At 66.6% G+C, this 20,109-nt stretch carries 13 protein-coding genes; 6 read left to right on the forward strand and 7 right to left on the reverse strand.

The features are described from left to right. Positions 1-69 precede the first annotated feature (69 nt). The 4 genes from IEV83_RS00805 to IEV83_RS00820 form a co-directional block, all read right to left on the reverse strand. Complete coding sequence (locus IEV83_RS00805) at positions 70-1,704, reverse strand: fumarate hydratase (RefSeq protein ID WP_181758363.1); 1,635 nt, start codon at positions 1,702-1,704, stop codon at positions 70-72. A 124-nt stretch (positions 1,705-1,828) separates the two neighbouring features. Then, the gene (locus IEV83_RS00810) at positions 1,829-2,392 is read right to left on the reverse strand and encodes a YceI family protein (protein WP_181758558.1); all 564 of its coding nucleotides are present in this window, start codon (positions 2,390-2,392) and stop codon (positions 1,829-1,831) included. A 38-nt stretch (positions 2,393-2,430) separates the two neighbouring features. Further along, positions 2,431-3,030, reverse strand: a complete 600-nt coding sequence (locus IEV83_RS00815) for a cytochrome b (protein WP_181758364.1) — start codon at positions 3,028-3,030, stop codon at positions 2,431-2,433. 98 nt (positions 3,031-3,128) lie between these two features. Continuing rightward, positions 3,129-3,704: a YceI family protein gene (locus tag IEV83_RS00820; protein ID WP_181758365.1), complete on the reverse strand. Its 576-nt coding sequence runs from the start codon at positions 3,702-3,704 to the stop codon at positions 3,129-3,131. Between the two features lie 259 nt (positions 3,705-3,963). Between IEV83_RS00820 and IEV83_RS00825 the strand changes: the two genes are divergently transcribed. Next, positions 3,964-4,656, forward strand: a complete 693-nt coding sequence (locus IEV83_RS00825) for a glutathione S-transferase family protein (RefSeq protein ID WP_181758366.1) — start codon at positions 3,964-3,966, stop codon at positions 4,654-4,656. Between the two features lie 72 nt (positions 4,657-4,728). On the opposite strand, the gene IEV83_RS00830 is transcribed toward IEV83_RS00825, so the two are convergent. After that, positions 4,729-5,427 carry a glutathione S-transferase C-terminal domain-containing protein gene (locus tag IEV83_RS00830; RefSeq protein ID WP_181758367.1) on the reverse strand — a complete coding sequence of 233 codons (699 nt, stop codon included), beginning with the start codon at positions 5,425-5,427 and terminating at the stop codon, positions 4,729-4,731. A gap of 254 nt (positions 5,428-5,681) precedes the next feature. Here IEV83_RS00830 and IEV83_RS00835 point away from each other — a divergent pair, with 254 nt between their 5' ends. The 3 genes from IEV83_RS00835 (at position 5,682) to pbpC (ending at position 16,999) form a co-directional block, all read left to right on the forward strand. Then, complete coding sequence (locus IEV83_RS00835) at positions 5,682-9,080, forward strand: PAS domain S-box protein (RefSeq protein WP_181758368.1); 3,399 nt, start codon at positions 5,682-5,684, stop codon at positions 9,078-9,080. Between the two features lie 196 nt (positions 9,081-9,276). Further along, positions 9,277-14,781 carry an alpha-2-macroglobulin family protein gene (locus tag IEV83_RS00840; RefSeq protein WP_209002925.1) on the forward strand — a complete coding sequence of 1,835 codons (5,505 nt, stop codon included), beginning with the start codon at positions 9,277-9,279 and terminating at the stop codon, positions 14,779-14,781. 25 nt (positions 14,782-14,806) lie between these two features. Further along, positions 14,807-16,999, forward strand: coding sequence for a penicillin-binding protein 1C (pbpC, locus tag IEV83_RS00845; RefSeq protein WP_181758370.1), 2,193 nt, complete (start codon positions 14,807-14,809; stop codon positions 16,997-16,999). A 12-nt stretch (positions 17,000-17,011) separates the two neighbouring features. Here pbpC and IEV83_RS00850 read toward each other — a convergent pair whose 3' ends face one another. Next, the gene (locus IEV83_RS00850) at positions 17,012-17,914 is read right to left on the reverse strand and encodes an alpha/beta fold hydrolase (protein WP_181758371.1); all 903 of its coding nucleotides are present in this window, start codon (positions 17,912-17,914) and stop codon (positions 17,012-17,014) included. Positions 17,915-18,134: 220 nt separating this feature from the next. Here IEV83_RS00850 and dapA point away from each other — a divergent pair, with 220 nt between their 5' ends. After that, entirely contained in the window at positions 18,135-19,013 is an 879-nt protein-coding gene (gene dapA, locus IEV83_RS00855) for a 4-hydroxy-tetrahydrodipicolinate synthase (RefSeq protein WP_181758372.1), read from the forward strand. Between the two features lie 49 nt (positions 19,014-19,062). Next, positions 19,063-19,542 (forward strand): SsrA-binding protein SmpB, encoded by a 480-nt coding sequence (smpB, locus tag IEV83_RS00860; protein ID WP_181758373.1) that lies wholly within the window; start codon positions 19,063-19,065, stop codon positions 19,540-19,542. 110 nt (positions 19,543-19,652) lie between these two features. Here smpB and IEV83_RS00865 read toward each other — a convergent pair whose 3' ends face one another. Continuing rightward, complete coding sequence (locus IEV83_RS00865; protein ID WP_181758374.1) at positions 19,653-20,096, reverse strand: acyl-CoA thioesterase; 444 nt, start codon at positions 20,094-20,096, stop codon at positions 19,653-19,655. Between the last annotated feature and the right edge of the window lie 13 nt (positions 20,097-20,109).

A 20,109-nucleotide genomic window follows, 5' to 3' on the forward strand; every position in this document is an offset into this window, starting at 1 on the left:
GGGAATCACATCCGCGTGAGGTCTTGTCAGAGGGCGGGGTGAGGCGGCGCTGAACGCCGCCTCCAGAGATCAACCGAGGTTCAATTCCTTAAAGAAGTCATTGCCCTTGTCGTCAATGACGATGAAGGCCGGGAAGTCCTCGACCTCGATGCGCCAGATGGCTTCCATGCCGAGTTCCTCGAACTCGACCACTTCGACCTTCTTGATGCAGTCCTGGGCAAGGCGCGCGGCGGGCCCGCCGATCGAGCCGAGGTAGAAGCCGCCATGGGCCTGACAGGCGCGCCGCACCTGGGCCGAACGGTTGCCCTTGGCCAGCATCACCATGGAGCCGCCCGCCGCCTGGAACTGGTCGACGAAGGCATCCATGCGCCCGGCCGTGGTCGGGCCGAAGGAACCGGAGGCATAGCCTTCCGGTGTCTTTGCCGGGCCGGCGTAATAGATCGGATGGTTCTTGAAATAGTCGGGCAGCGGCTCGCCGGCCTCAAGCATGGCCCGGAGCTTGGCATGGGCAAGGTCGCGGGCGACGATCACCGGACCGGTGAGCGACAGCCGGGTCTTGATCGGATGCTTCGACAGCTCCGCGAGGATTTCCGGCATCGGCCGGGTCAGATCGATGCGCACCACATGGTCGGACAGGGCCTCTTCGCCAACTTCCGGCATGTACTTGTGCGGCTCGCGCTCCAGCTCCTCCAGGAAGACGCCCTCGCGGGTGATCTTGCCGACGGCCTGACGGTCGGCGGAACAGGAGACGCCGATGCCGATCGGCAGGGATGCGCCGTGGCGCGGCAGGCGGATCACCCGCACGTCATGGCAGAAATACTTGCCGCCGAACTGGGCGCCGACGCCGGTCGCCTGGGTCAGCTTGTGGATCTGCTCTTCCATCTCCGTGTCGCGGAAGGCATTGCCAAGCTCGGAGCCTTCGGTCGGCAAGCCGTCGAGGTAGCGGGCGGAGGCGAGCTTCACCGTCTTCAGGTTGGTCTCCGCGCTGGTGCCGCCGATGACGATGGCCAGGTGATAGGGCGGGCAGGCGGCAGTGCCGAGGGTGAGGATCTTTTCCTTCAGGAATTCCACCAGCCGCTCCGGCGTCAGCAGCGCCGGGGTGCCCTGGAACAGGAAGGTCTTGTTGGCCGATCCGCCGCCCTTGGCCATGAACAGGAACTTGTACTCGTCCTCGCCCTCCGCATAGAGGTCGACCTGGGCCGGCATGTTGTTGGAGGTGTTCTTCTCCTCGAACATGGACAGCGGGGCGAGCTGTGAGTAGCGCAGGTTCTTCTTGAAGTAGGCGTCGCGCGCGCCTTCGCCGAGCTTGGCCTCGTCGCTGCCGTCGGTCCAGATCCGGCGGCCCTTCTTGCCCATGATGATGGCGGTGCCGGTGTCCTGGCACATGGGCAGGACACCATGGGCGGCGATATTGGCGTTCTTCAGAAGGTCGAAGGCGACGAACTTGTCGTTCTCCGTCGCCTCCGGATCCTCAAGGATCTTGGCGAGCTGGGCCAGATGCCCGGGACGCAGGAAATGGTTGATGTCGGCGAAGGCTTCCTCGGCCAGGAGCCGCAGCGCCTCCGGCTCGACCATCAGCACCTCTTCACCGTTGAAGGTGGCGGTGGAGACGTGGTCGGAGGTCAGCTTGCGATAGGGGGTGGTGTCCTTGGCAAGCGGGAACAGCGGCGAGTGCCGGTAGTCGGGGGTCTGTGGCTCGGACATCGGATGACCTTGGCTTTTCGAAAAAGGAGGAATGGGGTCGCCGCCTTGTACGCCATCCAGCCACCGCCCGCCAAGAGAGCGGTGGGAGATTTTGCCGGCACAAGGCTGCCCGCTCGCGTGCCGCTCAGCGGGTCGCGGTGATGTCGAGCCGGACGGTGACCGCGTCGGCCACGGTCGCGGCCGGAATATCGGCGCCGATCCCGAACAGCATCCGCATCAACGAGACCTCGGCTGTCGCATGCGCCGTATCGCCGTCGATGGTCAGCGTGAACGGCAGGGTCAGCGGTTGTTCCCGGTCCTTGATCGTCAACCGGCCTTCGGCGGCGTAGCTGTCGCCGCCGGTCGCGGTGATGCTGTCGGATACGAACACCGCCTTGGGAAAGGCCGCCACATTGAACCAGGCTTCGCTCGGCAGGGTCTGATCGATCTGCATCTGTCCTGTGGTGGCCGAACCTGTCTCGATCTCCGCCCGAATGCTGGCATTGGCAAGATCGGCCGGATCGAGCCGGATCTGCGCCGACCAGGTGGCGAAGGTGCCCTTCACCGGGCTTTCGCCCTGCTGGGCGGTAAAGCTCAGCGAACTGGCGCCAGGCTCGACGGTCCAGTCGGAGGCGGCGGCGGGAAGCGCGGCGAGGACGAGGGCCGTGCCGGCGAAAAGAAGGCGTGTCAGGGCCGAAGGGGCGCGCATGGGGAACTCCGGAACAAGATTGAGGAAGAGGGGGGCGATCACTCTGCCGTCTCGGCGTCTTGCCGGGCCGGCCGGGTCGAGAGCATCCGGGTCAGCACGGTATCGCGGTCGTAGAAGTGATGTTTGAGCGCGGCGGCGACATGCACCGCCAGCAGCAGAAGAAGGAACAGGCCGAGCGCCTCATGCACCTGTTTCAAGGTGGCTTCCGCCTGCGCCAGGGTGCCGAGCTCCGCGGGAACCGGCAGATGCGGCACCGGCAGGGTGTTGAACAGGACGGTGGGGATGCCCCAGGGCGAACTGGAGACCATCAGCCAGCCAGACAGCGGCAGGGCGAGCAGCACCGCATAGAGGCCGGCATGGCCAAGAGCGGCGGCAAGACGCAGCAGCAAGGGCGTTCCCTCCGGCAGCTTCGGCGCCGGATTGACCGCCTTCCACACAAGGCGGAGACCCGCGAGCGCGAGCACGACGAAACCGAAGGACTTGTGCCATTGGTAGAGCGCGAAGGTCTGCGGGTCCGTCGGCTCCAGCCCGGACATGTACTTGCCGAGGATGAACAGGCCGGCGACAAGAACGGCCATGGTCCAGTGAAACGCGATGGCAACGGTTCCGTAGCCGGTCTGTGTGTTGCGCAGCTGCATCGAGCTCTCCTTTGCCCGGATCGGACCGGAGCGCGGCGACGACGGGAAAATCCCCGATCCGTTTGCCGCGCCCGCTCCGCCGAGACCTGTTCTCGTGCTTACTTCGCCTGCAAGGCTTCAGCGCTGAACGAAATCGTGATCTCGTCGCCGACATAGGGCAGGAACATGGTCATGTCATAGTCCGAGCGCTTGATCACCGCTTTCGCGTCGAGCCCCACCGCCGGCACCTTGGCCATCGGATGCTCGCCAACCGTGTTGACCGTAACATCGAAGGTCACCGGCTTGGTGATACCCTTGATGGTCAGATCGCCGCTGACTTCCAGCGTGTTGTCGCCGGTCTTGCGCACCTCGGTGGAGGAGAAGCTGGCCTGCGGATGGGTTTCGATGCCGAAGAAATCGGCGCTCTTCAGGTGGTTGTCGCGCTCTTCCCAGAAAGTGTCCAGGGTGGCCACATCGACTTTCATGGCAATCTTGGAGTTTTCCGGCGCGTCGAGATCGATGACCAGATCGCCGGTCCAGTCGCCGAAGCGGCCATCGGTGGTCGAGTAGCCGAGGTGATTGTAGGAAAAGCTCAGGTTGGCATGGGACTTGTCAAAGTCATAGGCGACCGGTTCTGCAAGAACAGGGGCGGCAGACAAAACGGAGGCAAGGGCCGCGGCGGCGGTGCGGATCATGGGGTATCTCCTCAGGTGAAACGTGCGGTGAACTGAAAACGCCGGTGCGGCGCTCGCCCGTCACACATCGCCCCGCGAGGGCGCCGCTTCAACTGCGTGGCCTTGAATTCACTGTTCGCGGTGGGTGAACAGTGCCGCGAGCGCTGCACGTCATTCGTGCTCTTGCGCGTACGCTTACGCTGAGGCAGGCTGCAATCCCAGCCACACAAGGGCGGCCTGCGGCGACACGCTGCGGCGATACACAAGCGGGGAGTTCAGAATGATCGACCTGTACACCTGGTCCACGCCGAACGGGCGCAAGGTGTCCATCATGCTGGAGGAATGCGGGCTGGACTACACGGTCTACCCGGTGGACATCCGCAACCGCGAGCAGCACCGCCCCGCCTTTGTGCAGATCTCGCCCAACAGCAAGATCCCGGCGATTATCGATCGCGAAGCGGGTGTCAGCCTGATGGAGTCCGGCGCGATCCTGCTCTACCTGGCGGAGAAGACCGGCAAGCTCTTGCCGCCATCCGGACCGGCGCGGCTGCGGGTGATCGAGTGGCTGATGTGGCAGATGGGCGGGCTCGGCCCGATGCTGGGGCAGGCCCATCACTTCCTGCATTTCAATCCGGGCAGGGCGGCCTACGCGGAAGAGCGCTACCACGGCGAGGCCGCGCGGCTCTACCGCGTGCTCGACGGTCAGTTGCGCGACCACGAATTCGTGGCCGGTGAGTACTCAATCGCCGATGTGTCGATCTGGCCGTGGATCAGCCGGTTCGAATGGCAGCGGATCGATCTTGCCGATTTTCCCAATGTGCGGCGCTGGTACGAGACGCTGGCCGCCCGTCCGGCCGTGCAGAAGGGCTACGATGTGCCGGAAAAAACCAATCCGGTGCCGATGCCCGGTGATCGGCCTGGCCTGTCCCTGGTGGCCGAGCCGGAGAGTGGCCCGGAGATCGGGGCGGAATAGGCCGCCCGAGACACGTCGTGGAACATGTCGTCGTGCGGCCTTGCCTGGCGGTTTCTTCCCGAGCGTCCTGGATTATCCGGGCTGGGCCATGCCGCGCACGGATGCCGGACGGGCCAGGCAGGCATTCAGCCAGCGGTTGACATTCGGCAGCGCATCGAGACCGGTGATCTCGCCGGCCCCATAGGACTCGCGCAAGGTCTGCACCCAGGGGAAGATCGCGATATCGGCGATGGTGTAGTCCTCGCCCATGATATGCGCCCGACCCTCAAGCCGGCGTTCGAGCACGCCGAGCAGGCGCTTGGTCTCGCCGAGATAGCGGTCGCGGGGATAGGGATCGGAGACCTTGTCGGCCGCGTATTTGTGAAAATGCCCGAGCTGGCCGAACATCGGGCCGAGCCCGCCCATCTGCCACATCAGCCATTGCAGGCATTCGTAGCGGGCATTGGCCGTCTCCGGCAGCAGCTTGCCGGTCTTCTCCGCCAGGTAGATGAGGATCGCCCCGCTTTCGAACAGGGTCAGCGGCGTGCCTTCGGGGCCGTTCGGGTCGAGGATCGCCGGGATCTTGTTGTTCGGGTTGAGCGAAAGGAACTCGGCCGTGAACTGGTCGTTGGTCTCGAACGACACCTTGTGTGCCTCATAGGCAAGACCGAGCTCTTCGAGCGCCACCGACACCTTCCGGCCGTTCGGGGTGCCAAGCGTGTAGAGCTGGATCCGATCCGGATGGCGGGCGGGCCAGCGTTGGGTGATCGGGAACTGGGCAAGAGCGGACATGGGGGCCTCGGTTGGGCTGATCGTTCACATGGGGGACTGGCGAGCCGTCCGGCCGGCAGGCTCCATGCGACAAGAGGAGGAAGGGCGCAGAGCCGACGACGTTCGACCCTTGCGTGTCAGGACGACGAAACTGCGATAAGCTGGGGGTGCACCCATGCCGCGTCAGTTTCATTGTTGGGTTTGCAACCTAGTCGCTGCCGATCCGTTTTCAAGAGGGTTTCATGCAAGGTCGCGTTTCCCGAATGCTGCGGTCGTTGCTTGTACCGATCCTTGCGCTCCTTGCCCTGGATGCCCTCATCCTGTTCGTCGCGGCCCGGCACGTCGGGGACGATCGGACAACGGAAGCGCTGCAGGTCCTTGCCGGTCAGCTGTCGTTGGTTGCGGAAAGTGGCACCTATCATCAGGTGCGCGCCACCGGACCCGATGCTGCCCCGGATCGCCCCGAGTTCCTGTTCGTGACGGCTGGGGGCGCGCGCGATGGAATGCACGCAGGCTTGCCGGTCGGGGATGCGCTGCGGGAGATCGGGGATGCGCTGCGGGAGATCATTGACGCGGGTGCGCGCGATTTCCGGGCCGCTGTGGAGCTGAACGGCGAGACGGTGCTGTTCGCGGCGGTGCCGTTTGAAGCCGGTGCCACTTGCAGGAGCTGTCACGATCGCGCCGAGGCGGTGGGCGGCACACAGGCCGTTCCCGTTCTGCCGGCTGAGGGCCTTGCCGGTCTGATTGCGGCCCGGGCTCCGCTGTCGGGGTCATTGGGCAAACCGGAGTTCGTCCTGGAGATCGGCGGCGTTCTGGTTGCGGTGATCCTTCTGTCCGCATTGTTTCTTCTGTTCTGGGTCCATTATCAGCGCCAGCACGCCGCGCGACTGTCCCAGTCTCAGGCCGAACAGGAGGTGCACCGGCTTCAGAAAATGGCCGAGATGCATGACCGCGATGTTCGATTGCGCGCCATCGTCGACAACATGGGCGAGGCGCTTGTGACCATTTCCGAGATGGGCGTGGTGGAGAGCGTCAATCCGGCGGCCCGCGGCATGTTTGGCTATAGCGTGGAGGAAATTGTCGGCGAGCCCTTCGCGCGGCTGGTCCCTCGCGTGGGAGGACGGGCCGGAGCGGCCGAGGTGCCCCGATTACACGAATTTGCCACCCGAAAGGAGCAGGCTCCGACCGAGGTGCGCGGGGTGCGCAAGAACGGCGAGCGGTTCCCGATGGAACTGATGCTCTCGGAGGCAGGCACGGGAGACCGCTCCCGCTTTGTCGCCATCGTTCGCGATCTGTCCGCCAGCAAACTTGCAGAAACGAAGGTTCGCGAGGCGCAGACACGCCTGCGCGAGGCCATTGAGTTCCTGCCGGACGCCTTCGTTGTCTATGATGCAGAAGATCGGCTGCTGCTGTGCAATCAGCGGTTCAGGGACGTCTATGCCCGCAGCGCCCATGCGATCCGGCCGGGTGTCCGGTTCGAGGATATCGTACGGGTTGGCGTGGAAGCGGGGCAATATGCCGACGCCGATCTCGATTCCAACCCTGAAAAGTGGATTGCCGAACAGGTGCGCCTCCATCGGGAGCCGCCGGCGGAGCCGATCGAACAGCGGCTGGGCGACGGACGCTGGTTGCGGGTGTATGAACGCCAGACCCCGGACGGGCAGACGGTGGGCCTGCGCATTGACATCACCGAGCTGAAACGGCGGGAAGAGGCGCTCAAGCTGAGCGAAAGCCGGCTTGGCGCCGTGGTCACGGCGGCGCTCGACGCGATCATCGTGATTGACGAGTTCGGCCGGATCCGGGAGTTCAACCCGGCGGCGGAGCGGGTCTTCGGATATGCGAAAGACGAAGTCATGGGGCTTCGTGTCCGGGAGCTTTTGGTGCCGGAACGGTTTCGCTCCGCATTCGATACCAAGATGCGGATCTTGCAAGAGGCGGAACCGACGACGCTCATCGGCGACCGGGTCGAGGTCATCGCACTGCGCAAGGACGGATCGGAATTCCTGATGGAGGTGGCGTTCAACCACGTCACCGGCGCCAGCGGGCGGGTGATCATCGGCTTCATGCGCGATATCACCGAGGAGAGGGCCAAGACCCTGGCGCTCGACGAGGCACGGCAGCGCGCCGAGGCGGCCAGTCAGGCGAAGGCCAACTTCCTGACCATGATGAGCCATGAAATCAGGACGCCGCTCAATGCGGTGCTTGGGCTGCTCGACCTCCTGTTGCACACACGATTGAGCGGCGAGCAGAAGAAATACATCGAGACGGCACGGGGGTCGGCGCTGGCGCTGCTACAGATCCTCAATGACATTCTCGATTTCTCCCGCCTGGAGGCCCGGCGTCTGGAGTTCGTCGACGCGCCCTTCGATCCCCGTGCCCTGATTGGCGATGTTTGCGATCTGTTTTCCGCTCGGGTGGGGGAAAAGGGCCTGACCCTGGAGACCGAGGTCGATGTGAAGGTGCCAACCGTTCTTGTGGGAGACGCGGGGCGCATTCGCCAGGTGCTGATCAATCTGGTTGCCAATGCGGTTCGGCACACCGCCCGGGGCGGGGTCCGGATCGAGCTGACGCTTGCCCCGGTCCCGGCGATGGCCACGGAAGCAGAGCATGTGGCCCTGCGGTTCTCCGTTGCCGACACAGGGGCAGGGATCGCTGAACAAAACCGGAAAAACGTCTTCGCGCGCTTCACCACCTCGCCGGCGCAAGGGGAGGTGCGCAGCGAGGGGGTTGGTCTGGGCCTCGCCATCAGCCGAGAACTGGTCGAGGGGATGGGCGGGAGCATCGACTTTGCCTCGCGCAGCGGGGAGGGCACGCGGTTCTGGTTCGACCTGGGGCTTGCCCGTGGGACGGCCGATGCCTTGCCCCGGAGCGAACAGGGGGCGGATGCGGAAGAGCCTTGCGAACTGGAGGGGGCGAGGATCCTGCTCGCGGAGGACAATGCCACCAACCGGATGATGACGGGTGCCTTCCTGACGCGCTGGGGCTGCCGGTTCGAGACCGCCACGAATGGGGCCGAGGTGCTGGAGATGCTGGCCCAGGCCCCCTTTGATGCGGTGTTGATGGACGTTTCCATGCCGGTGGTGGACGGGATCGAGGCCACGAGGCGCCTGCGGGCCAGTGGCGCTGCCTTTGCCGATATACCGGTGGTGGCCTTGACCGCCCATGCCCTGGTGGAGGAACGCGACCGGGCAATGGCAGCCGGCATGAATGCCTTTGTGACCAAACCGGTCGATTCGGCCGTTCTCCGGCGCGCGCTGGGCGCTGTGCTGCGGGAGCAGGCCGCCGACCGGGCGCCGGATGCTTCACCGCCCGGGGCTTCGCCGCCCATGTTGATCGACCCGGACCGGTTCGGTGAGCTGATCGCCGATCTGCCGGAAGAGGTGCGCGATGCGGTGGTTCATCGCTGTGTGCTCGATCTCGACGCGGAGGCGGATGCGCTGGACGCGGGGCAACAGGATATCGACCGCATTCGCGCCTCAAGCCATGTCCTGGTCTCGCTGGCCGCGACCTTTGGCGCGCTGTCGCTGGCGGAAATGGCTGAAGACGTGGAGCGGCTGGCGGTCAGCGGCAGCGACGCGGCGCGCGCCCGGGCGCCGGAACTGGCAATCCGCGCCCGGGCCGTTGCCCGGGACCTGGAGCGGCGGCGGCGGGAACGGCTCATGGTCAACGCCTGAGGCTGGAAAGCGCGTTCCGGTCTTGGACTTGTCACGATTGCATGCTCCCCTTTGACGAACGCAGGGCGTGTCGGACGGGGTTGGAAACAGGGGGCAAGGCCTTTGCCCTCTTTTCTCCCGGCTCGGGGCAGGATATCGATTGACGGTTGCGCGGAAAGCCGAACGCGCCGGAAAACGGGAACGGGAGATGAGAGCCATGGGCGCACACAATCTGACGAAGGCGCATGCGCCGAAGGGGATTGGCCGGATCTCCCGGGTGCTGTTCGGTGCCGGGCTCCTGTCGCTCGCCGTGCTTCAGGGCGCTGGGCAGGCGGAGGAACGGCGTATCGTCACCATCGACAATGCGGATTACTTCGGCTCGGACCTGCGCACGCTGAAGGACGCCGATCTCGATGCCTGCAAGGCGGCCTGCGTTGCCGAGAAGAGCTGTCAGGCGCTGACCTACAACACCTCCGCCGGCTGGTGCTTCCTCAAGTCCAGCGTGGGCGAGTTGCACGCCTTCAAGGGCGCGATTGCCGGACGTATCGTCATGGTCAAGGCGATGGACGAGGCGACGGTGGATGCCCGCCGGGCCGATCTGTCCTTCCTGCCGGGCAACCTGATGGACGAAGCCGGCCGCTATGCGCGCCAGCTTCCGCGCGCCTTCGCTCCGGCCTCCGATGGCTCTGCGGCCTTTGGCCTTCTGGCGCAGGGGCAGTCGGAGGCAGCGGAGCGGGCCTTTGGCCGGTCGCTGGCGCTGGAGCCGACAAACTACGGCCTGTGGGCCGGCATGACCCGGTCACTGTTGCAACAAAAGCCGGATGACTGGCGGCGGCGCAACAAGGTGAAGCAGGATGGCGGCGCGGCGGCGGTCAACGCCTACCTTGCGGCGGCCACCGACATGGACCGGGTCGAGGCCTATGAGCTTCTCGCCTCGGCGCTGGAACGGCGCCAGCTCTACAAGCCGGCGATCAAGGCTCTGCGCGCCGCGCGCGCTCTCGATGACCGTCCGGACCTGCGCTCCCGGTATGAGCAGCTTGTGGCGGAACATGGTTTCCGCATCCTCGATCATCAGGTCGATTCCGATGCGGTGAGCCCGCGCGTTTGCGTGGTCTTTTCCGAGGAACTGCCGCGCACGCGCGACATGGGACCGTTCGTCAAGGCGACCGGGGAGGGGCCGTTCTCCGTTGAAAGCGATGGTGCCCAGGTCTGCGTTGATGGGGTGCGCCACGGTCAGCGCTACGGCATTCTCGTGCGCCAGGGGCTGCCCTCCGCCAGCGGCGAGGTTCTGGAAAAATCCGCCGACCTCTCCGTCTACGTGCGCGACCGCAGCCCAGCGGTGCGGTTTCTCGGCCGGGCCTACGTGCTGCCGGCGGGCGATGGGGCGACCATCCCGCTCGTGTCGGTCAACACCGGCGAGGTGGAAACGGAAATCTACCGGATCGGCGAGCGCGGCCTTGCCTCGGCGCTGCGCGACCGGCGCGTGCTGTCCCAGCTCGACAGCTACAAGGCCGATCAGATCCGCGACGAATACGGCGAGAAGGTCTGGGCCGGCACCGTGGAGACGGCGCAGCGGCTCAATCAGGACGTGATGACGGCGGTCCCGCTGGAGGAGATCGGCCTCGATATGAAGCCGGGCATCTACGCCATGGTGGCGCGGGCCGCCACCGACCGGGACAACCGCTGGGGTCCCTGGGCGACCCAATGGTTCATCGTCTCCGATCTTGGCCTCAGCGCCTATTCCGGCGGCGACGGCACCATGGTGTCGGTGCGCGCCCTGTCGAGTGCGCAGGCTGTTTCCGGCGCCACAGTGCGCCTTGTCGCCGTCAACAACGATGTGCTGGGCGAGGCGACCAGTGACGGCGAGGGCATTGCCCGTTTCGCGGCAGGCCTCTCGCGCGGCAAGGGCGGACGCGCGCCGGCGCTTGTCGCGGTGGAAACCAAGGCGGGGGATTATGCGTTCCTCGATCTCACCAAACCGGCCTTTGACTTGAGCGATCGCGGCGTGGAGGGGCGGGCCTCGCCCGGTCCGGTCGATGTCTTCGCCTGGACGGATCGCGGCGTCTATCGCCCCGGCGAAAGCGTGCATGTGGGCGCGATGGCCCGGGATCCGGGCGCGCGGGCGCGGGCCGATCTGCCGCTGACGCTGGTTTTTGCCCGGCCCGATGGCGTCGAGCACAGCCGCACCGTTGCCAAGGATGCGGGCGCGGGCGGCCGCGCCTATTCGCTGGCCTTGCCGGCCAGCGCGCAGCAGGGCACCTGGACCTTGCGGGTCTATGCCGACCCGAAGGCGCCGGCCCTTTCGGAAACCTCCTTTCTGGTGGAGGACTTCCAGCCGGAGCGGGTGGACTTCACGCTGGAAGCGGATGCCAAGGCGATTGACCCGCTCGATCCGCCGGAAGTCTCCTTCACCGCTAAGTTCCTTTATGGCACGCCGGCCTCCGGTCAGCGGATCGAAGGGGAGGTGATCGTCTCGCCGACGCGGGAAAATATGGCCTGGCCGGGCTATGTCTTCGGCCTGGCGAGCGAGCAGATCTTCCCCAACCGGGCGATCCTTTCCGACGCCGGCGTGACCGATGAGGCGGGCCGGGGCAGCTTCGTTCCGCCGCTGCCGGATCTGGAGCGGACCACGGCCGGATACACCGCCCGCATCGTCACCCGCCTTGTCGAGGCTGGCGGGCGCTACGTGGAACGCGGGCTGGAACTGCCGCTGCTGTCCGATGGTGCGCGGATTGGCGTCAAGCCGGCCTTCGACGGCGGCGTCGAGGAAGGCGGTCCGGCGGAGTTCGACGTCGTCGCCATCGACCGCGCGGGCGCGCGGGTGGCCATGAGCGAGGTCACCTGGACGCTGGCCAAGCTGGACACGCGCTATCAGTGGTACCGGTCGGACGGGCGCTGGTCCTACGAGCCGGTGACCACCTCGCGCCGGGTTGCCAGCGGCACGCTGGACATTGGCGCCGATGGGCCGCAGCGGTTGTCGCTGCCGGTGGACTGGGGGCGCTACCGTCTTGAGGTGGTGCGCGATGGCACTGAGCCGGCGGCAACCAGCACCGAGTTCAATGCCGGCTGGTATGTGTCCTCCGCCTCGTCGGAAACCCCGGATGTGCTGGACGTCGGTCTCGACAAGCCGGCCTATCGGGTGGGAGAGACAGCGCGCCTGCGGATGAAGCCGCGCTTCGATGGCGTCGCCCTTGTCCATGTGGTCAACGAGAAGCTGATTGAAACGCGGGCGCTGCCGGTCAAGGCCGGTGAGGCGGATGTGGAGCTGACGGTGACCGATGACTGGGGCGTTGGCGCCTATGTCACCGCGACCCTGTTGCGGCCGATGGATATCGAAGCCAAGCGGATGCCGGCCCGTGCCCTCGGGTTGCAGTGGCTGAAGGTGGATCCCGGCGCGCGGGTGCACACCGTCTCGCTGGAGACGCCGGAGCAGATCCTGCCGCGCACCACACTTGACGTCGATGTCCGGATCGCCGGGCAAGGGGCGGGCGAGACCGCCTATCTGACCCTTGCCGCCGTCGATGTCGGCATTCTCAACCTGACCCGCTTCGAAACGCCGGACCCGGATGGCTGGTATTTCGGCCAGCGGCGTCTGGCGACGGAAATTCGCGACTACTACGGCCAGTTGATCGACCGCACCGCCGGCGAACTCGGCCGGGTGCGCTCCGGCGGCGATGGCATGGGGATGGCCCTTGCCGCGCCGCCACCGCAGGAAGCGCCGGTCGCGCTGTTCTCCGGCGTGGTTGAAACCGATGCCGAGGGGCGGGCGACCGTTTCCTTCGACGTGCCGGACTTCAACGGCACGCTGCGGCTGATGGCGGTGGCCTGGAGCGCCAGCGGCGTTGGCCACAGCGAACGGGATGTCACCGTGCGCGATCCGGTGGTGATGACCGCGACCCTGCCGCGCTTCCTCGCGCCCGGGGATACCTCGCGCCTTCTCGTCGAGATCGACAATGTGGATGGCGGCGCGGGCGACTACCGCGTCACGATCGATGTGGACGGGCCGGTGTCGGTGGACCTGCCGGACAGCGGTCGCGGTCTGACGCTGGCCAAGGGCGAACGGCAATCGCTGCGCCTGCCGCTGCGCGCCGGGGAGACCCCGGGCGATGCTTCGCTCCACCTGACGATCAGCGGACCGGGCGGCGAAACGGCCGAAAAGCGCCTGGCGCTCGGCGTGCGGGACAACACGCCGCTGGTGACCCGCCGCTCCTTCGTCACGCTGGCCCCTGGCGGGGCGCTGACGCTCGATGGCGGCAGCCTCTCCGGGCTGAAGCCGGAAACCGCATCGCTGACGCTGGCGGCCGGTGGGGCTGCGCGGATCGACATCCCCGGCCTTCTCGCCGCGCTCGATCGCTACCCCTACGGCTGCACCGAGCAGACCACCAGCCGGGCCTTGCCGCTGCTTTATCTCAACGAGATGGCCAGCGCCGCCGGGTTGGAGAGTGACGACGAGATCGCCGCCCGTGTCGACAAGGCGATTGCCGCCGTGCTGGCCAATCAGAGCTCCAACGGCGCCTTCGGCTTGTGGTCGAGCTACGGGTCGCAGGATCCGTGGCTGGACGCCTATGTGACCGACTTCCTGATCCGTGCCGGCGAGACGGGACACACCGTCCCGGCGCAGGCGCTGAGCAGTGCGCTCGACAATCTGGAAAACCGGGTGGCCTATGCCTCCGACTTCCGCGATGGCGGCGAGGGTATTGCCTATGCGCTCAACGTGCTGGCCCGGGCTGGTCGCGCCTCGGTCGGGGACCTGCGCTACTACGCCGATGTGAAGCTGAACGACTTCGGTTCGGCGCTGGCGCGGGCCCAGTTGGGCGGCGCGCTGGCCGCCTATGGCGAGAAGCAGCGCGCGCGGCAGGCCTTCCAGTCGGCGCTGGCCGCGATCCCCGCTGGCGACGGCACTGCCTATCGTCAGGACTATGGCACCGCCCTGCGCGATGCCGCCGGTGTCCTGACCTACGTAACCAAGGCCGGGCTCGATGGTGTCGATGCCGCCGGGCTGACCCGTCAGGTCGCGGACCGGCAGGACCGCACCAGCGCCCTGTCGACCCAGGACATGGCCTGGTTGCTCTTGGCCGGACATGAATTGCAGGCCGATGCGGAAGCCGACCGTTTCGCCATCAACGGTGATGCGCTCTCCGGGCGGCTCGTCCGCAAGGTGAGCGGTAATGCCTTGATGCGCGAGAACCTGCGGGTGGAAAATCGCGGCGGCAGTGGCAGCGACGTGGTGGTCACGGTGAGCGGCCAGCCGGTGGTGCCGGAGCCTGCCGGCGGACGCGGCTACACGATCACCCGGCAGTTGTTCGATCTCGACGGCAAGCCGCTCGAAGGCGGCGTGGTGGCGCAGAACACCCGCGTTGCCGTGGTGCTGACGGTGACCGCCGACCGCCCGGGCAAGGGCCGGATGCTGGTGGTCGACCGGCTTCCCGCCGGCCTGACCATCGACAACCCGCGTCTGGTCCGCTCCGGCGATATCGGGGCGCTCGACTGGCTGTCGACCATCGATTCCGCCGATCATGTGGAGTTCCGCGACGATCGCTTTGTGGTCGCCCTCGACCAGAGCGGTCAGAACACGGACAGCTACACCTTCGCCTATCTGGCGCGGGCTTCGATCCCCGGTGAGTTTGCTCATCCGCCGGCAACGGTGGAGGACATGTACCGCCCGGATCTGGCGGCAACCACCGCGACCGGGCGGTTTGAGGTGCTTGGGCCGCAGCGCTGACAAGGGTGAGCCGACGGAGAGCAGGATGACCCGCAGTGGTGCGTCTGGGGGCGCGACGGGGGGAACGGGTGGCGATCTGCCGGCCCGCTCCCCGAACGGCCCCGTGCGCCGGCGGCGGGGCTTGCGTCTTGCCACCCTTGCCCTGGGCGGCGGGCTGCTGGCCGTCTGTGTTGCAGCGGGCGCGCTCCTCTATGCGGTGCATGTGGCCGAAGTGCCGGACAGCGTGCGCCCGGTTGCCGTGTCGCGCTCGGTGCTCGACCGGGAGGGCGTTCTTCTACGCGCCTTCCAGACCCCGGATGATCGCTGGCGCCTGCCGCTCGATCCGGATGAGGTCGATCCGCTGTTCCTGCGCATGCTTCTCGCCTATGAGGACCGGCGCTTTGAGGAACATGCCGGTGTCGATCCGCGCGCGCTCATTCGCGCGGCCGGGCAGGCGCTCTGGCATGGGCGGATCGTCTCTGGCGCATCGACCTTGACCATGCAGACCGCGCGGCTGCTGGCGGAAACGCCGACCCGTTCGCTCCTCGCCAAATGGCGGCAGGTGGCGACGGCGCTGGCGCTGGAACGGCAGTTCAGCAAGCGCGAGATCCTGACCCTCTATCTGCTGCGTGCGCCCTATGGCGGCAACATTGAGGGGCTGCGCGCCGCCAGCCTTACCTGGTTCGGCAAGGAGCCGAAGCGGCTGACGCCGGCGGAAAGCGCGCTTTTGGTGGCGCTGCCGCAGGCGCCGGAGGCGCGCCGGCCCGACCGGCACCCGAAGGCCGCGCGGCTCGCCCGGGACCGGGTGCTGGAGGCGATGGTGTCCGCCGGGGTGCTGGCACCCGACGAAGCCGCTGCCGCCCGGCGCGATCCGGTGCCAGGCCAGCGCCGTGCCGTGCCGATGCTGGCCGCCCACTCGGCACGCGAGGCGTTGACGGCCGCCCCCGGTGCCGAAACGCTGCGCCTGACCATCGACAGCCGGATACAGGCCCGTCTGGAGGCGCTGGCCGAAGAGCGCGCGCGCCGTCTGGGTGGCAAGGTATCGCTTGCTATTCTCGTCGCCGATCATGGCAGCGGCGAGGTGCTGACGCGGGTCGGCTCACCGGGGCTGTTGTCCGAGGCGCGGCTCGGTCATGTGGACATGACCCAGGCGCTGCGCTCGCCCGGCTCGACCCTGAAGCCACTGATCTACGGTCTTGCCTTCGAGGAGGGGATCGCCCACCCGGGCAGTCTGATCGAGGACCGCCCGACCTTGCTTGCCGGCTACAGCCCGACCAATTTCGACCGGGCGTTTCAGGGCACCGTCCGGGTGCGCGAGGCGCTCCAGGCTTCGCTCAACGTGCCGGCGGTCAAGCTGCTCGATGCCGTCGGCGTCTCCCGTTTTGTCCAGCGTCTCGCCGCCTCCGGTGCTCATCCGCAATACTCGACGCGGGAGGCGCCGGGGCTGGCCGTCGCGCTCGGCGGCTTCGGCATGACACTGGAGGATCTCGTTGCGCTCTATGCCGGCTTTGCCCGGGGCGGCAAGGCGGTTGTCCTGCGCGAACGCAGCGATCCGCCGCCGGCGATGGGCGAGGCGAGGGCCGCCGGGGCCGGGCGTATTCTCGCCCCGGCCGCTGCCTGGTATGTGGGCGATATCCTGTCGGAGGTGCCGCCGCCGGATGCCGCGCGCGGCGAAGGTGTCGCCTACAAGACCGGCACCTCCTACGGCTATCGGGATGCCTGGGCCGTGGGCTATGATGGCCGGCATGTGATCGGGGTCTGGGTCGGTCGCGCCGATGGTACGCCGGTACCCGGCATCACCGGGTTCCGCACGGCCGCGCCGGTGCTGTTCGAGGCGTTCCAGCGGGTTGCGCCGGCGCGCACGCGCCTGCCAGCCCCGCCGCCGGGCGTTCAGGCGGAAACCTCGGAGAACGCGCCGGGCGCCCTGCGCTATGCCCGCACCTCGGACCGCCGGGCGCTGCTTTCGGAGGAAAATGGCCCGGACATTTTCTACCCACCAGATGGCGCGGTGGTCGATCTGGGGCTTTCGGAGCCCGGCATGGCGGGGGGCGAGGCGGTGCTGGTGGTCAAGGCGCGGCGCGGGCGCGGGCCGTTCACCTGGATGGCCAATGGGGTTCCGGTCGCGCGCGGCCCCTTCGCCACCTCGCTGACCTTCCGGCCCGATGGCCCCGGCGCCTCGACCATTACCGTGATCGATGCCGATGGTCATGCCGATCAGGTGGTGGTCGATATCCGTTGATGTTTCTTGTGTCTAGGTGCAGCGGTCGGCGAAATCGGCAATCCGGGCAAGGGTCTGCGCATCCCACAGCAGCGGTGCATGACCTTCATCGGGTATCGTCATGGCTTCCGCATTCGGATGCCGGCGCAGCATCTCGGCAAGGGTCGCCTTGGTGAGAATATCCGAATGGGCGCCGCGCAGGATCAACAGGGGCACATCGCCCAGTTGATCGTAGATCGGCCAGAGGTCGATGGGCGGGGCGTCCGGCTGAACCGCTTCCACGAGATTGTGGCGGAGTGCCGGATCGTAGTCGAGGGTGAGACCGTTCGGCGTCTCACGGTAGAACTGATGGGCCAGCCGTCGCCAGCCCGCCGCATCGAGCGCGGGAAACTGCGGCTTGAGACTGCGCTCCAGACTGTCCGCCGCCGCTTGCCAGTCCTCGGCCCGCATGTCGGTGCCGATGGAAACCGCAATGCGCGCAAGCCCGTCCTGATCGAGTTCCGGTCCCACGTCGTTGAGGACGATCCCGGCCACCCGTCCGGGGTGGCGGCAGGCCAGCAGCATGGCGTGAATGCCACCGCGCGAGGTGCCGATGGCGATGAAACGGCCGGGGGCGAGCGCGGCAAGACCGGCGTCGATGTCCTCCGCCTCGCGCTCCACCGAATAGTTGCGCCAGTCGCTGTCCCGGTCCGACGCGCCCCGGCCGCGGTAGTCCATCGCCAGGACGCGGTGGCCCCGCGCGCAAAGATCCGCCGCGAGCGCTTCGAAGTCGCGCGCATTGCGCGACAGGCCCGACAGGCAGAGCACGGGCAGGCGGGGATTGTCGGACTGGGCGGGGGGCCAGGTCAGGGCGCTCAGGGTCAGGCCGTCCGCTGCCCGCCATCGGCGGCAGGGCGTTTCCTTCGCCTCCGGCCGAGGCGCGTCAACTGGTAGCATTGGGCGTTTCCTCACAACATTTTTGCGTCATATTAGCGCTCCTGTTCGAGGGAATGAAGCTTCGGTGGTGCGCTAGACGCGAATATTGCGCTGTGGTTGCCGGGGCGAGGAAAATCCGCCGGGGCGGCCAGTCAGTGTCGGTTGCTTCGCCCGCCTGTCACGATTATGGTGCGCCACCCACGAAGGGTTTGTTTGCACTGCACACTCCATGAGGACCAACATGTTCAAGGGATCCATCCCCGCGCTTGTCACACCGTTTCGCAATGGTGCGGTTGATGAGAAAGCGTTCCAGGAGTTTGTGGACTGGCAAATAAAAGAGGGCAGCCACGGGCTGGTTCCCGTGGGCACCACCGGTGAGAGCCCGACCCTGTCCCATGACGAGCACAAGCGCGTCATCGGCCTGTGCATCGAGGCCGCCGACGGCCGCGTTCCGGTGATGGCCGGCGCGGGCTCCAACAACACCGCCGAGGCGATCGATTTCGCAACCCATGCGGAAAAGGCCGGTGCGGATGCGCTGCTGGTCGTCACGCCCTATTACAACAAGCCGAACCAGGCCGGCCTTTTGGCGCATTTCCGCGCCATTGACGCCGCCGTCGGATTGCCGATCTATATCTACAACATCCCCGGCCGGTCGGTGATCGACATGCAGCCGGAGACGATGGCCGAGCTGTTCCGCACCTGCCGCAACATCAAGGGCGTCAAGGATGCCACCGCCAACATGTCGCGGGCCAGCCGCCAGCGCGAGCTGTGCGGTCCGGAGTTCGTTCAGTTGTCTGGCGAGGACATCACGGCGCTTGGCTTCAACGCCCATGGCGGACACGGATGCATCTCGGTGACGGCGAATGTGGCGCCGCGCCTGTGCTCCGATTTCCAGAAGGCGATGCTCGCCGGCGATTTCGCCACCGCGCTGACCTTGCAGGACCGGCTGGCGCCGCTGCACAACGCGCTGTTCATCGAGCCCAACCCGACCGGCGCGAAATACGCGCTGTCGCTGCTGGGCAAGCTGGAAAACGAGCTGCGCCTGCCGCTCGTTCCGGTATCCGACACAACGAAGGCCGCGATCCGCGATGCGATGACGCACGCCGGCCTGTTGAACTAGAAGGACGCGGCGGGGATGGCTTTCCGGCTGTCCCCGCGCACACGAGACCATGGCAAAGAAGAGCGCCGCCGACAGCAACCGCAAGGTGATCGCCGACAACCGCAAGGCCCGGTACAACTACGAGATCGAGGACACCTTCGAGGCGGGCATCGAGCTCAAGGGGACCGAGGTTAAGGCGCTGCGTCTGGGCAAGTCGAATATCGCCGAATCCTACGCCAGCAACGAGGGCGGGGAATTTTGGCTGATCAACTCCTACATTCCGGAGTATCTTCAGGCCAACCGCTTCAATCACGAGCCGCGCCGCAAGCGCAAGCTCTTGCTGCACAAGCGCGAAATGGCCAAGCTTGCCTCCGCCGTCCAGAAGGACGGCAAGACCATCGTGCCGTTGAAGCTCTACTTCAACAAGCGCGGGCGGGCGAAGCTGGAACTGGCTCTGGCGCGCGGCAAGAAGCTGCATGACAAGCGTGAGACCGAACGCCGGCGCGATTGGGCGCGCGAGAAGTCCCGGCTGTTGAAAAACGCTGGATAACCTGTGGGAAAGTCCGGGATAACCCTGTGCTGTGTCGAGAGGCACCCCCGGCCGAGGTCCACACATCGCCCCCAGTAGCGCACCCGCAGCCCACTGATTTCACATGGCTTTCAGGAGTGTTCCTGAATTGTTTCCAGCAGCGCGCGCCGGTCACCAATGATCGGCGTGGGTTGGCGCGACTGTTTGTCCACCTGCACGTGGACAAACGTGCCTTGCGCGCTCGCGGTCTCGACCTCGCCGCGAAACAGGGCGATCCGATAGCTGACCGAGGATCGGCCCAGCCGGGTGACCTTGAGGCCCGCATGCACCAAATCCGGAAAGACCAGTTCGGAGAAGTAGCTGCAGCGGGTGTCGACCACCAGGAACACCTGCCGAGAGGTGGCCGGGTCGAGCACGCCGTTTTCGATCAGCCAGCCATTCACCGCCGTATCGAAATAGCTGAGATATTCCACGTTGTTGACGTGGCCGTAGGTGTCCACATCCATCCAGCGGGTGGGGATGGTGCGAAACACCTGAAAGGCGTCGCGGTGCAGAGGGGCGGCTTTTTCGCTCATGTCGGCAATGCCT

This window comes from Stappia taiwanensis (assembly GCF_014635285.1).
GTDB classification, from domain to species: domain Bacteria; phylum Pseudomonadota; class Alphaproteobacteria; order Rhizobiales; family Stappiaceae; genus Stappia; species Stappia taiwanensis.